The organism is Variovorax paradoxus (assembly GCF_009755665.1).
GTDB classification, from domain to species: Bacteria; Pseudomonadota; Gammaproteobacteria; order Burkholderiales; family Burkholderiaceae_C; genus Variovorax; species Variovorax paradoxus_G.
The window spans coordinates 4,708,443-4,720,439 of sequence record NZ_CP046622.1; the positions used below are offsets into that span (position 1 = coordinate 4,708,443).

Annotated in this window: 15 protein-coding genes; 4 read left to right on the top strand and 11 right to left on the bottom strand. The window is 67.5% G+C overall.

Annotated features, from left to right (window positions below; genetic code table 11):
* Positions 1-122: 122 nt before the first annotated feature.
* Together GOQ09_RS21955 and GOQ09_RS21960 are read right to left on the bottom strand one after the other, a co-directional pair.
* Complete coding sequence (locus tag GOQ09_RS21955; protein ID WP_157615684.1) at positions 123-749, bottom strand: YitT family protein; 627 nt, start codon at positions 747-749, stop codon at positions 123-125.
* A gap of 43 nt (positions 750-792) precedes the next feature.
* The gene (locus GOQ09_RS21960; protein ID WP_157615686.1) at positions 793-1,662 is read right to left on the bottom strand and encodes a LysR family transcriptional regulator; all 870 of its coding nucleotides are present in this window, start codon (positions 1,660-1,662) and stop codon (positions 793-795) included.
* Between the two features lie 108 nt (positions 1,663-1,770).
* Here GOQ09_RS21960 and GOQ09_RS21965 point away from each other — a divergent pair, with 108 nt between their 5' ends.
* A complete protein-coding gene (locus GOQ09_RS21965) occupies positions 1,771-2,169 on the top strand; it encodes a tautomerase family protein (RefSeq protein WP_157615687.1) in 399 nt (132 codons plus the stop codon).
* Between the two features lie 31 nt (positions 2,170-2,200).
* Positions 2,201-3,559 carry a tetratricopeptide repeat protein gene (locus GOQ09_RS21970; protein WP_157615689.1) on the top strand — a complete coding sequence of 453 codons (1,359 nt, stop codon included), beginning with the start codon at positions 2,201-2,203 and terminating at the stop codon, positions 3,557-3,559.
* Between the two features lie 55 nt (positions 3,560-3,614).
* Here GOQ09_RS21970 and GOQ09_RS21975 read toward each other — a convergent pair whose 3' ends face one another.
* Both GOQ09_RS21975 and GOQ09_RS21980 read right to left on the bottom strand, forming a co-directional pair.
* Complete coding sequence (locus GOQ09_RS21975) at positions 3,615-4,307, bottom strand: histidine phosphatase family protein (protein WP_157615691.1); 693 nt, start codon at positions 4,305-4,307, stop codon at positions 3,615-3,617.
* A 32-nt stretch (positions 4,308-4,339) separates the two neighbouring features.
* Complete coding sequence (locus GOQ09_RS21980; protein ID WP_157615694.1) at positions 4,340-4,981, bottom strand: Yip1 family protein; 642 nt, start codon at positions 4,979-4,981, stop codon at positions 4,340-4,342.
* Between the two features lie 143 nt (positions 4,982-5,124).
* Between GOQ09_RS21980 and GOQ09_RS21985 the strand changes: the two genes are divergently transcribed.
* A complete protein-coding gene (locus tag GOQ09_RS21985) occupies positions 5,125-5,826 on the top strand; it encodes an alpha/beta fold hydrolase (RefSeq protein WP_431769287.1) in 702 nt (233 codons plus the stop codon).
* Here the strand turns inward: GOQ09_RS21985 and pcp are convergent.
* The 7 genes from pcp to GOQ09_RS22020 all read right to left on the bottom strand — a co-directional run bounded on the left by pcp (position 5,814) and on the right by GOQ09_RS22020 (position 10,997).
* Positions 5,814-6,473 (bottom strand): pyroglutamyl-peptidase I, encoded by a 660-nt coding sequence (gene pcp / locus GOQ09_RS21990; protein ID WP_157615698.1) that lies wholly within the window; start codon positions 6,471-6,473, stop codon positions 5,814-5,816. The genes GOQ09_RS21985 and pcp overlap by 13 nt on opposite strands.
* A 15-nt stretch (positions 6,474-6,488) precedes the next feature.
* Positions 6,489-7,229 carry a 5-oxoprolinase subunit PxpA gene (gene pxpA / locus GOQ09_RS21995; protein ID WP_157615700.1) on the bottom strand — a complete coding sequence of 247 codons (741 nt, stop codon included), beginning with the start codon at positions 7,227-7,229 and terminating at the stop codon, positions 6,489-6,491.
* Positions 7,230-7,296: 67 nt separating this feature from the next.
* On the bottom strand, positions 7,297-8,295 hold the full coding sequence (locus tag GOQ09_RS22000) for a biotin-dependent carboxyltransferase family protein (RefSeq protein ID WP_157615702.1): 999 nt from the start codon (positions 8,293-8,295) through the stop codon (positions 7,297-7,299).
* Positions 8,292-8,957, bottom strand: coding sequence for a 5-oxoprolinase subunit PxpB (pxpB, locus tag GOQ09_RS22005; RefSeq protein WP_157615704.1), 666 nt, complete (start codon positions 8,955-8,957; stop codon positions 8,292-8,294). Before pxpB ends, GOQ09_RS22000 begins: the two co-directional genes overlap by 4 nt.
* 141 nt (positions 8,958-9,098) lie before the next feature.
* The gene (coaD, locus tag GOQ09_RS22010) at positions 9,099-9,602 is read right to left on the bottom strand and encodes a pantetheine-phosphate adenylyltransferase (RefSeq protein WP_157615706.1); all 504 of its coding nucleotides are present in this window, start codon (positions 9,600-9,602) and stop codon (positions 9,099-9,101) included.
* 54 nt (positions 9,603-9,656) lie between these two features.
* On the bottom strand, positions 9,657-10,331 hold the full coding sequence (locus GOQ09_RS22015) for an RsmD family RNA methyltransferase (protein WP_157615708.1): 675 nt from the start codon (positions 10,329-10,331) through the stop codon (positions 9,657-9,659).
* A 30-nt stretch (positions 10,332-10,361) separates the two neighbouring features.
* On the bottom strand, positions 10,362-10,997 hold the full coding sequence (locus GOQ09_RS22020; RefSeq protein ID WP_157615709.1) for a LysE/ArgO family amino acid transporter: 636 nt from the start codon (positions 10,995-10,997) through the stop codon (positions 10,362-10,364).
* An 82-nt stretch (positions 10,998-11,079) separates the two neighbouring features.
* Here GOQ09_RS22020 and GOQ09_RS22025 point away from each other — a divergent pair, with 82 nt between their 5' ends.
* Positions 11,080-11,997 (top strand): LysR family transcriptional regulator ArgP, encoded by a 918-nt coding sequence (locus GOQ09_RS22025; RefSeq protein ID WP_157615710.1) that lies wholly within the window; start codon positions 11,080-11,082, stop codon positions 11,995-11,997.

Below are 11,997 nucleotides of genomic sequence, written 5' to 3' on the forward strand. Positions count from 1 at the left end.
GGTGCTCCCCGCAGCGAAATAAAGGAGGAGGGGCGCAGCCCCGGGGGACATTCGCGGAGGGGAGTACCCGGTGGCCTTTGCACAAGCCCTGAATAGCGGCACCCAAAAAAACGCCCGACGAATCAAGTCGCAGCGTACCGCCCCGGCTTGTGATTGATCCATAAGAAAAGCCCCATCACCACAGCGGCCAGCACCGACCAGCCCACGCGCTGCGGCGGAATCACGAACAGTGCCAGCAGCACCACCGTGCAGTCGATACCGATCTGCACCTTGCCGGCAGGCCAGCCGCGCTTCTCTTGCAGGTACAGCGTCAGCACCGTCGCACCACCCAGGCTCGCGCGGTGTCGGGCGAGAAACAGACATCCGGTGCCCAGCAGCAATCCACCGAGCACGGCCGCGAAGGCTGGGTGCAGCGAATCGATGGAGATGTAGCGAGGCGCCCAGTCGGTCATGACCGAAAGCAGTGCAATGGCGGAGAAGGTCTTGATGGTGAAGGCCCGCCCCATGTGGCGCCATGCGAACCAATAGAACGGCAAGTTGACCAGGAAGAACAGTTTGCCGAAGCTCACCCCGGTGGCGTAGTGCAAGAGAAACGCAACGCCTGCCGTGCCGCCCGTGAGCAGGCCCGCCTGGCCGAACAGCATCATGGCAATGGCAACGAACAAGGTGCCTGAAAAGATGGCCTGTGCGTCGTCGAAACGGGAGTGCCGCAAAAAGTCCGCCGGGGTTCTGGGTTGTGGCGCGCTCATGTCAGGCAGCTTGACGCAAGTCCCGCGCCACCTCTAGGTGGTGTCATACCAGGTGGGTCGCCAGCATTTCCCGGGCCCGGGTCACAAACTCCGTCTCGCCCCGGCGGCCTGGCAAGAATTGAAATGCAACCCGGGGCAGCGCCGGCAATCCGTGCGGCGGCACCAGCCGCCCCACGCCATCGCACACGGCAGACTCGTTCAGGCACGCCACCCCGAGCCCGGCGGCCAGCGCCGACTGCAATCCCGCCACGCCCGACGCCACATGCGCCAGCACATACGGCACCTTGCGCCGCCGAAGCAGCGCCACGGTGTACTGATGCAACGAGCAGGTGTCCGGCAAGGCCAGCAGCCGAAGCGGCTCGCCCTTGGCCAGCCGCATGCCGGCTGCGCCAAGCCACACGAGCGATTCGCGGCGTATTGCCGGCACCTTTGGGCCCTGCTCCGGCGAAGAGGCCGCACCTGAGATATTCATCGCCAGCCCCACGTCGAATTCGCCGTTCGAATAAGCCGCCCGCAACGCGTCGCTCTTCAGGATGCTCACGTTCAGCCGCACCTGCGGATAGCTCCTGCCAAGCCGTGCCAGCAGCTGAGTCAGATCGCCGGGCCGAAAGTAGTCGGTCACGGCAAGCCGCAGCTCGCCCTGCAAGGTTTCGCCGTGCAGGTTGCGAAAGGCCTCGTCGCTGAGCGCGAGGATGCGGCGCGCATAGGCCAGCAGCCGCGTGCCCGCCTCGGTCGGCGCCACGCCGCTCTTGCTGCGCGTGAGCAATGACTGCCCTGCCCGCTCCTCGAGCTTGCGGATCTGCTCGCTCACCGATGACTGCGAAAGAAAAACGCGCGGCGCGGCCGCCGTGAGGCTGCCGGCGTCGATCACCGCGGCCAGCGTGCGAAGCTGTTCCAGGTCGAATGTCTGCATGGCTTATCCATTCGGTAATCCGATGATTGCCATCATATCTTCCCGCTTTTCCGATGGAACCACAATGACCAGAATAGCCCCATCGTTCACTCATTCACGGAGTTCCAAATGCCCCATATCGTTGTTCATCTCTCGGGCGAGCCCGATGCCGATCTCACCCGCAAGACCGTCGACACGGTCGCCGAGCTCACCCAGAGCGTGCTCGGCAAGCAGTTGCCGGTGATCGCCATCACGGTGCAGTACATCGCCGCCGACACGTGGTTCATCGGCGGGCAGTCTCTGGCCTCCCTTGGCAAGTCGGCGTTTCACCTGGACATCAGCGTCACGGACGAAACCAACACCAAGGCGGAAAAGGCGCGCTACCTGCGCGAAGTGCATGCCGCCATGGCAAGGCTGCGGCCGAACCTGCACGAGGTGTCGTACATCCACGTGATCGACGCCCGCGGCGCGGCCTACGGCTACGGCGGAAAGACGCAGGAGTACCGCCACCAGCAAGCGGGCGTTTGAAGCTTGCGGCGGGGCATGGCACCATCCGGCCATGCCTTCCGCAACCCTGCATGCCGACAGCTTCGGCAACCCGCTCACGCTCGACGATGCCGCCAGCCTGCCGCTTCTCGACGACTTCGTCATGGGCTTCGTTTCGACCGAGGCGCGTGCGGTCAACCTGCTGGCCTTGGCCGGCAGCGACTCGAGCCCCCTCGTCCAGGCCTATTGCGCAACGCTCCACCTCTTCGCCGAGTCGCGCGATGCCGCGGCCAATGCGCGCCCCTATCTCGCCAAGGCCTGCGCCACATCCTCCCGTGCCACGCAGCGCGAGCAACGTTACGTCGCAGCGATAGAGGCCTGGGCCGACGGCGACATCACCAGGGCCATTGCACTGCATACGGAACAGGCGCGCGAGTACCCGCGCGACCTCGTGTCGCTGAAGCTGGGGCAATACCACTGCTTCAATACTGGCGACTGCCCCGGCATGCTCCGGCTAGCACTTGCCGCATTGCCTGCCGCGTCCGACGTGCCTTACGTTCACGGCATGGCGGCCTTCGGCTACGAGCAGTGCCACCTGATGCGCGATGCCGAGGCCAGCGCGCGCCGCGCCATCGGCATGTGCCGCAAGGAGCCGTGGGCGCACCATGCGCTGGCGCATGTGATGCTCACCGAAGGCCGGCTTTCCGAGGGCTTGGCGTTCATGCAGGGCGTGAGCGACACCTGGACCGGGCTCAATTCGTTCATGGTGACGCACAACTGGTGGCACGTGGCCCTGTTCCTCATCGAGCTCGGGCGCGATGCCGAGGCGCTTGCGGTGTACGACCGTGAGGTGTGGGGCGTAGCCAAGGACTACTCGCAGGACCAGATCGGCGCGGTCTCGCTGCTGGCGCGCTTCGAGCTTGCGGGTATCGATGTCGGCACACGGTGGAGCGACGTGGGCCACTACCTCGTTCAGCGCCAGTCAGACCATGTGCTGCCCTTTCTCGACCTGCAGTACCTCTATGGCCTGGCCCGCGCGGGTCGGCCCGAAGCGGATGCGCTGCTGCGCAACATCGAGGCGTTCGCGCCGCGCGCACCCGCCTCGACCCGGGCGGCGTGGCAGCACGTGTGCGTGCCGGCCGCTCGCGGGCTCATTGCCCATGCACGAGGAGACTTCGCCTCGGCCATCGACGGGCTCGGCAGCGCCTTGCCTCGCCTCATCGAGATCGGCGGTAGCCATGCGCAGCGCGACCTGTTCGAGCAGGTGTACCTCGACGCGCTCGTGCGTGCCGACACCGAAGCCACGCTCACGGGGGCGCAGGGCATCCTGCAGCAGCAGCTCAATGGCCAACCCGAATCGCTGCGGCTGCGGCGGCAGGCCGGCGATGTGTATGCGCGGCTTGGGCTCGGAGAACTGGCTTCTCGCCTCTGAGAAATGAAAAAACCGGCAGCTGCACCTCGCTCGAAGAGGCGCGGCCTTTCGCTGTTCAGCTCTTCTCGAGGTGCCGCCGCTGGTCGTACACCGGCTGCGGTGGCAGGTCGGCAAGATGCCGCGTGTCGGCCCAGTCGACGATCTCGATCGCGTCGGGCATGGCGGGCTCGGCAATGCGGATGCGGTTGAAGCCCGCATTGGGAATGTCGCTCTGCCGCGGCCCGCTGAGGCTGAGGCCGCGCGCGGTGCGCCACACCATGTCGAGCACGCCGCCGTGGGTGACGACCACGAGGCGTTGGCCGCGGTAGGTGGCTGCGAGGTTGCCCAGGGCCGCGACGATGCGCGTGTGGAATTCGCGTGCCGACTCGCCCTCGGGCATGGCGTGGTCCTCGCGGAACTGCAGCCACTCTTCCCATGCCCTGGGGTGCAGGGCTTGTATTTCGTCGGCCCGCATGCCCTCGACCACGCCGAAGTGCTGCTCGCGCAAACTAGCCGAGGTAACCACCGGCAGCGACAGCTGCAGCGACGCCGGCGCCGCGGTTTGCTGCGCACGAAGGAGGTCGCTGCTGACAATGTGCTGCGCCGTTTCGCCCGCCATCCGCAAGCCCAGGCGGCGCGCCTGCTCGTGCCCCATGTCGTTGAGCGGCACATCGGCATGCCCCTGGAAACGCAGTTCGCGGTTCCAGGCCGTTTCGCCGTGGCGGATCAGGATGAGTTCGGTCGCGGAGTCGGGTGTGGGCGTTGGCATGGAACGCCCATTCTCCACCGCATGCGCGGCGCTCAGAGCCTCGGCGGCACCATCTGTTGCATGGCCGCCACCTGCACCGCGAACGGTGCCGCGCCCACGCGTGCCGGCGAAGGCGTGAGAAGCGAGAGCACCCAGGCGATCACCACGCCGCCGATGATGGCGCAAACCACCACCACTGCCGTGTATGCCAGCGCCTTGTCGGGCGGGCACTTCATGAGCACCGGCAGGCCCACGTAGATCAGGTAGATGCCGTAGAGCGCCGCGAGCGCGCCCAGGATCGAGAGCGACGGGATCAGGCTGAACACCCCGCCCAGGAAGCTCGCCGTGCTGGCATAGGCCGACAGCTTGAGCGCGCCGATCTGGCTCTTCGAGCCCTCGAAAGTCGGTGCCAGTGCATCGATGATCAACGCCAGCACAAACACCATGACGAGCGAGAGCACGTAGCCGACGACCATGTTCACGAGCCCTGTGACCACGGGCACACGAAAGTTGACGCCGAAGGCGCCGAAGCCGATGACCGACAGGCCGATGAAGCCCGCCACCGCCGGTATCAGCGCAAGGATCATCACGTAGTTCTTGTAGAGCGACGCGGTGTCCGCGGGCTCTGCGTCGATGGCGGGCCAGGTGGCCTTGGGTTTGAGCAGGATGTCCTGCACGCGTTGAACCAGGTTCATTTTCTTGTCCTCGGTATGAAGCGGAAACGCGCGAACCGCAGATCGCGCAGCAATGGAAAGTATGTCGATTCCGCCGCCGGATGGCTTCTGGCCAAGCAGCCTATGCCGTTACGCCGGAGGGCGCGATGACGCAAAATCCGCTCATGCCACACCTTGTCTTGCTGCCCGGCCTCGCCTGCGACGAGCGCCTCTGGGAGGCACAGCTTCCCGTTCTTCCGCCCATGTTCGAAGCGCGCGTGAGCGATGCCCACATGCGGCACGACACCATCGAAGACATGGCCGCGGCCGTGCTGCGCGAGAACCCCGGCCCGCTGGTGCTGTGCGGCGCATCGATGGGCGGCATGGTCGCCATGGAAGCCGCGCGGCAGGCGCCCGAGCGCATTGCGGGGCTTGCGCTGCTGGGCACCAACGCCCGGCCCGAGTCGCCAGAGATGTACGAGCTGCGCGAAAGCGCGATCGAGTTGTTCGAGCGCGGCGAACTGCGCGACGTGATCGAGCCGAATGCCGTCTTCGCGTTCCACCCCGCGCAGGCGGCCGACCAGGAGCTGGTCGAGCGCTACGTCCAGATCGTGCTGGACGCCGGCACGCAGCAGCTCATCAGCCAGAACCGTGCGGTGATGCGACGCCCCGATGCGCGCACCCACCTGCCTTCGCTTCGCGTGCCGGTGCTCCTGGTCTGCGGCGACACCGACCGGCTGACACCGCCCGACTGCACGCGCGAAATTGCGGCGCTGGTGCTGCATGCGGAAGTGGTGTGGCTGCCGCAGTGCGGCCATATGCTCACGATGGAGAAGCCCGCGCTCGTCAATGCGGCGCTGCTCTCCTGGCTGGCTCAGTGGAGCTGACCGCCGGTTTCGGCAATGTCCTTTTCAACCGCCAGCGCAGTGGCCACCGCAATGCGCAGCGCCTCGACCATGGTGGCCAGCGACATGCTGGGCAGCCCCGGAAAGCGCGCTGCCTGCTCGGGCAGGTAGGGAATATGAATGAACCCGCCGCGCAGCCCCGGCACCGGGTGAGTGGCCATGCGGTGCATCAGGCCGTAGAAGATGTGGTTGCACACGAACGTGCCAGCGGTGTTCGACACCGACGCGGGCACACCGGCCGCGCGCAGGTCACGCACGATGGCCTTGATCGGCAGTGTCGAACAATACGCGGCGGGCGCGCCGCGCACCACTGGGGTGTCGATCGGCTGCCGGCCTGCGTTGTCGGCAATGCGGCCGTCGTCGATGTTGATGGCCACGCGCTCGGGCGTGATCTCCGCGCGTCCACCGGCTTGGCCGATGCACAGCACCAGCTGCGGCTGCAGTTCGTCCATGGCGCCCGCAAGCGTCTCGATGGCATCGCCGAAAACGCAGGGCATCTGGCGGGCATGCACGGTGGCGCGGCCGCATTTCCAGCCGTGCAGCGCGCGCACGGCCTCCCATGAAGGGTTGAGGGCTTCGCGGTCGAACGGATCGAAACCGGTCAGCAGGACGTTGGTTCGCTGCGCCACGGGTTAACAGTGCTCTCAGGCCGTCGCGCGAACCGCGATGCCTTCTTGCTGCAGGCGGTCGCGAATGCGGCGGGCAAAGGCCAATGCGTGGGCACCGTCGCCGTGCAGGCACACGGTCTGGGCGTTGACGGGCACGGTGCTGCCGTCGATGGCGGTCACCTTGCGGTCGCGCACCAGCGAGAGCGTCTGGGCAAGCGACTGTTCTTCGTCTTCGATGAGCGCACCGGGCTGGCTGCGCGGCACAAGGCTGCCGTCGGGCATGTAGCCGCGATCGGCAAACACTTCTTCGACGGGCGTGAGGCCGGCGCGGCGCGCGGCGTCGATCATGCCGCTGCCCGCAAGGCCGAAGAACCTGAGCGACGGGTCGAAGCGCCGCACCGCCTCGCACAGCGCGTCGGCAAGCTCGGGCTCCTTCACGGCCTGGTTGTAGAGCTGTCCGTGCGGCTTGACGTGCGAGAGCTTGCCACCTTCGGCCTTGACGATCGCGGCGAGCGCGCCGACCTGGTAGAGCACATTGGCCACGATCTCGTCGGCTGGCAGGTGCATGGTGCTGCGGCCGAAGTTCTCGCGGTCGGGAAAGCTGGGGTGCGCGCCGATGGCCACGCCGTGTTCGATGGCCCAGCGCACGCACTGCCGCATGGTCTTGGCATCGCCCGCGTGCCAGCCGCAGGCAATGTTGGCCGAGCTCACAAGGCCAAGCAGCGCTTCGTCGCTGCCGGCGCCTTCGCCGAGGTCGGCATTCAGGTCGATTTGCATTTGGGTTTCTTCCTTCTTCAGGCCGCCGGCACATCGATGCCGTACGCGCGCCCGCTGCTCGCACAGTCTATGCCGGTCTGCTCCAACCCGCAGCCGCCAGCCCTTGCGCCACTTGCGCAAGATAGCGCTGCTGCCCGGCCCACGCCTCCAGCGCCGCCGCCATGTCGACCTGCACCAGCCGCAGCCGGCCGTCGAGCGGCGCCTGTGCGAGCTTCCAGAGGTCGGCGCGAATCACCACGCCCATGCGCGGATAGCCGCCGGTGGTCTGCGCGTCGCCCATCAGGATGATCGGGTGGCCCGAGGGCGGCACCTGGATGGTGCCGGGAATGACGCCCGACGAGAGCATGTCGATGCTGCGCTTGCGCTTGAGTTCGGCGCCCGCCAGCCGGCTTCCCATGCGATTGCTCTGTGCCGTGATGCGCCAGCGCTCGCTCCAGAGCTGCGCATGCGACTCCGCGGTGAACTGGTCGAATTCGGGTCCCGGCAGCACGCGCAACTCGATGGCCGAGTCGTCTTCCTCCGGTCCCCATTCGGGGCCGCGCAGCCCGAAAGGCCGCCGCGCGAGCCGGGCGGCATCGAGCAACGTTGCACCCAGCGCGAGCCGGTCGCCCTTGCGCAGCGCCCGCCCCTGGTGGCCGCCAAAGCCGGCCTTCAGATCGGTGCTGCGCGAACCGAGCACCGGCGGCACGTCGATACCCCCCGCCACCGCAAGCCAGCTGCGCAAGCCGGCCTTCTTTGCGCCGGGTGCATTCGCGCCCGCGAGCTTGAGCGTTTGCCCCGCCTTGACGGGCACGCTCCAGCACGGCCAGAGCGGTGTGCCGTCGAGCTGGGCGGCGAAATCATCGCCGGCCAACGCGATGCGCGTGTCGGTTTCGAAGCGGATCTCGCAGCCGCCCATGGTGAGTTCAAGGCCCGCTGCGCCGTCGGCATTGCCGACCAGCCGGTTCGCCAGCGTGAGCGCCAGCACATCCAGCGCGCCGCCGGGGCAGATGCCGACCTGCCGGTGCCCGTGACGGCCCAGGTCTTGCACCGAGGCCAGCATGCCGGGTTTCTGGACCAGCATCATGTCTCGACGCTTTCGACGACAAAGCGCACGCGGTCGCCCGGACGCAGCAAGGTGGGAGGTTCGGCCGCCGGGTTGAAAAGCTCCAGCGACGTACGGCCGATCAGCTGCCAGCCACCCGGCGACACCAGCGGATAGATGCCGGTCTGCTCGCCGCCAATGCCCACGGAGCGCGCAGGCACCGCCGTGCGTGGTTCGGCCCGCCGGGGCGTGGCGAGCTCGGGCGGCAGCCCGCCCATAAAGGCAAAGCCGGGCAGAAAGCCCAGCAGGTAGACCACGTATTCGCCGCCGCTGTGGCGCCGCACCACCTCGGCTCGGGTGAGGCCGGTGTGAGCCGCGACATCGGCAAGGTCAGGCCCGTGCTCGCCACCATAGGCCACCGGAATCTCCACCATACGGCCTTCGATGGCGGCTGCCGACAGCCGCGGCCAAGCCTCGTTGACCCGCGCCATCAGCGCATCGACATCGATCGCGAGCGGATCAAAAGTCAGCGTGAGATTGTTCATGCCCGGCAGCACCTCGCCCACGCCGGGCCACTGCTGCACCTCGGCACCCAAGGCCCAGATCTGCTGCTGCTGAGCCAGCGTGGCCGGCGGCGCCAGCTCGCAAAGCAACGCCGCATCGCCCAGCGGATGCAGGCGAGGTACCGGATGTTGACTGCTCATCTCAGTCCCATGCCGTCTATGCGGATGACGGTCTTGCATCTTCGTGGAACACCGCGGAACCGGCTTTGCCGGGCCGCTGGTGTTGCCCCCGGCGAGGGGGTTGGCGAAGCGACACGAAGTGCGCGAAGACTGGGGGAGGACCTATTCACGACCGAGGCTGCGCACCTTTGCGGCCAGATGCGTCTCCACATCGGGCGAAACGAACTTGTGGATCTCGCCACCAAGCATGGCGATCTCGCGCACGAAGGTGCTAGATATGAACTGGTATTTGTCGCTGGGCGTCAGGAACACGGTTTCCACATCGGGCATCAGCGATCGGTTCATGCCCGCCAGCTGGAATTCGTAGTCGAAGTCGGTCACGGCGCGCAGGCCGCGCACCATGGCCTTGCCGCCGCGCGCCACCACAAAGTCGCGCAGGAGGCCCGAAAAGCTCTCGACCGTGACCTGGTCGCTATAGGGCTTCACAGCTTCGCGCGCCATTTCCATGCGTTCTTGCAAGGTGAAGAGCGCTTTCTTGTGGTGGCCCGCCGCAACCGCGACGATGACCTTCGAAAAAAGCTGGGTTGCACGCCGCACCACGTCCTCGTGGCCGAGGGTGATGGGATCGAAAGTGCCGGGATAAACCGCGATCACGTTGCTGGCCATGGTTGCTTCTTCCTCATGCAGCCGGTGCGGCTTGTCCGGCGAATTATGCAGTCCCTATGCGGTTCCGGTCGCAAGGTGCCGCAGCAAGTGCGCGTGCACGGCACCCGCCTTTAGGTAACGAAAACCAACAAGGCCGACGGCGGCGAGCTCCTCGTCGGTCCACTTGCGAGGTGCTTCCAGATAGACGGCTCCCCCAGCCTTCACGGCCCGGCCCGCGGCGCGCAGCGAAGGTTCGTAGAGGGCGGTGCTGTCGAAAGGCGGGTCGAGAAATACGGCATCCAGGCTGCCTGCGGCAACGCGTTCGAGCGCGGTGAGCCCGTTGCCGCGCTCGATGCGCACGGCCTCGGCCGAGAGCTTGGTCTTGGCGGCCTGCAGCTGCCCCACCAGCGCGGCGTCTTGTTCGCACAGCAGCACGCTCGCGGCGCCGCGCGAAGCGGCCTCCAGGCCCAGGGCGCCAGTGCCCGCGAACGCGTCGACGCAATGCCAGCCCGGCAACTCGCCGCCACCCGCACCCGCGATGCTTGCGAGCCAGTTGAACAGCGTTTCCCTCACGCGGTCGGGCGTGGGGCGCAGGCCCGGCTTGTCGGCCACGGAAAGACGGGTGCGCTTCCACTGGCCTCCGATGATGCGCACTTCGCTCGGCCGCGATTTGGATCGGGAGGGCGATTGCGATGACGGCGATGACGACGAGGGGGGGCGCTTGGCGGCTGCGGCTTTCTTCTGGGGCATGCGGCAAGCTTAACGCCGCCGCGCGTGCCGCTAGATGCCGAGAAAGGCCCGCCGCGCGAGCAGCGCGGCAAGCACGAGCATCGTGCCGCCGATCAGCGCGTCCAGCACCTGCCAGGCACGCGGGCGCGCGAACACCGGTGCCAGCCACCGCGCGCCGAAGCCCAGCGCAGAGAACCACAGCGCGCTTGCCAGCGTCGCCCCCGCGACGAACCAGGCCTTGAGCGCTCCGCCGTACTGCGCGCCGGTGCTGCCGACGAGCAGCACGGTGTCCAAGTAGACATGCGGATTCAGCAGCGTGAAGCCTGCCGCCTGAGCGAGCACGGCGGCGCGCGAAAGCGATGCGCCCTGGGCCGTAGCCTGCAGCGCACCGGGCTGCCGCGAGCGCCACAGCGCGCGCAACCCGTAGCCGCCCAGGAACAGGGCGCCAAGCCCCGCGAGTGCCGTGGCCACCGCAGGCCGCCCTTGCAGCGCCTGCGCCATACCGGCCACGCCCGCCGTGATCAGGAGCGCGTCGCTCGCCGCGCAGAACAGCACCACGGCGCTCACATGCTCGCGCCGCAAGCCCTGGCGCAGCACATAGGCGTTCTGCGCGCCGATGGCGACGATGAGCACCAGGCTCATGAAGAGCCCGTTTGCGAAAGCGGTGGTGATTTGTTCGGTGACCATGGCGTGAGCTTGCTGCCAAGAGTCAATTAACTCAAACTAAACTTCCTAAGGCTTATTCAGTTTCTCTAATTCATCACGCACCATGCTCGACTACGCCGCCCTGAACGCATTGGCCGCCGTGGTGCGCGAAGGCAGCTTCGAGCGCGCCGCGCGCGCACTGAACGTCACGCCCTCGGCCGTCTCGCAGCGCGTGAAGCTGCTCGAGGAACGCACGGGCGGTGCATTGCTGGTGCGCGGACAGCCTTGCGTGCCCACCGAAGCGGGCCAGCAGCTCTGCCGCCACTTCGAACGCGTGGGCATGCTGGAACACGAACTGCGCGACGCGATGCCGGCGCTCGGCATGGCCGGCAGCGGCGGCAACGAGCGCGAACGGGTCACGGTGCGCGTGGCAGTCAACGCAGACAGCCTGGCCACCTGGTTCATGGCGGCCGCCGCGGCCTTTGCCAGACAGGAAGAATCCGCCCTGCTCGACCTGACCGTGGACGACCAGGACCACACCGCCGAGCGCCTGCGCAGCGGCGCCGTGCTGGCCGCGGTCACGGCCCTGGCGCAGCCGGTGGTCGGCTGCAACAGCGAAGCCCTGGGCACCATGCACTACGTGGCGGCCGCGAGCCCCGAATTCATGCACCGGTATTTCGCCAAGGGCGTGGGTGCGCGCACATTGGCCGATGCACCCAGCCTGGTGTTCGACCGCAAGGACCGGTTGCAGGCGCGCTGGGTGCGGCGCATCTGCCATCGCAGCGTCGAGACGCCGCGGCACTGGCTGCCCTCTGCGCACGGTTTTCTCGAGGCGGCGCGGGCCGGCATGGGCTGGGGCATGCTCCCCGTGAGCATGGCGGCCGATGCGATGCGCACGGGCGCGCTGGCAGAGCTGGTGCCGGGCTCCGCGCTCCAGGTGCCGCTTTACTGGCAGCAGGCGCGCGCGGCGCCGCAGCTCCTCGAACGACTCAGGACGACGGTGCGCGCAGCCGCCGGCAGCGGCGCACACGCCTTGCGCTGA

Bases quoted from the DNA above. Each gene is read 5' to 3' on its own strand.
- GOQ09_RS21955 (WP_157615684.1), bottom strand. From the start codon at position 749: ATGAGCGCGCCACAACCCAGAACCCCGGCGGACTTTTTGCGGCACTCC.
- GOQ09_RS22025 (WP_157615710.1), top strand. From the start codon at position 11,080: ATGCTCGACTACGCCGCCCTGAACGCATTGGCCGCCGTGGTGCGCGAA.
- GOQ09_RS22020 (WP_157615709.1), bottom strand. From the start codon at position 10,997: ATGGTCACCGAACAAATCACCACCGCTTTCGCAAACGGGCTCTTCATG.
- GOQ09_RS22015 (WP_157615708.1), bottom strand. From the start codon at position 10,331: ATGCCCCAGAAGAAAGCCGCAGCCGCCAAGCGCCCCCCCTCGTCGTCA.
- GOQ09_RS22000 (WP_157615702.1), bottom strand. From the start codon at position 8,295: ATGATGCTGGTCCAGAAACCCGGCATGCTGGCCTCGGTGCAAGACCTG.
- GOQ09_RS21965 (WP_157615687.1), top strand. From the start codon at position 1,771: ATGCCCCATATCGTTGTTCATCTCTCGGGCGAGCCCGATGCCGATCTC.
- pxpA (WP_157615700.1), bottom strand. From the start codon at position 7,229: ATGCAAATCGACCTGAATGCCGACCTCGGCGAAGGCGCCGGCAGCGAC.
- coaD (WP_157615706.1), bottom strand. From the start codon at position 9,602: ATGGCCAGCAACGTGATCGCGGTTTATCCCGGCACTTTCGATCCCATC.
- pxpB (WP_157615704.1), bottom strand. From the start codon at position 8,957: ATGAGCAGTCAACATCCGGTACCTCGCCTGCATCCGCTGGGCGATGCG.
- GOQ09_RS21960 (WP_157615686.1), bottom strand. From the start codon at position 1,662: ATGCAGACATTCGACCTGGAACAGCTTCGCACGCTGGCCGCGGTGATC.
- GOQ09_RS21975 (WP_157615691.1), bottom strand. From the start codon at position 4,307: ATGCCAACGCCCACACCCGACTCCGCGACCGAACTCATCCTGATCCGC.
- GOQ09_RS21970 (WP_157615689.1), top strand. From the start codon at position 2,201: ATGCCTTCCGCAACCCTGCATGCCGACAGCTTCGGCAACCCGCTCACG.
- GOQ09_RS21980 (WP_157615694.1), bottom strand. From the start codon at position 4,981: ATGAACCTGGTTCAACGCGTGCAGGACATCCTGCTCAAACCCAAGGCC.
- GOQ09_RS21985 (WP_431769287.1), top strand. From the start codon at position 5,125: ATGCCACACCTTGTCTTGCTGCCCGGCCTCGCCTGCGACGAGCGCCTC.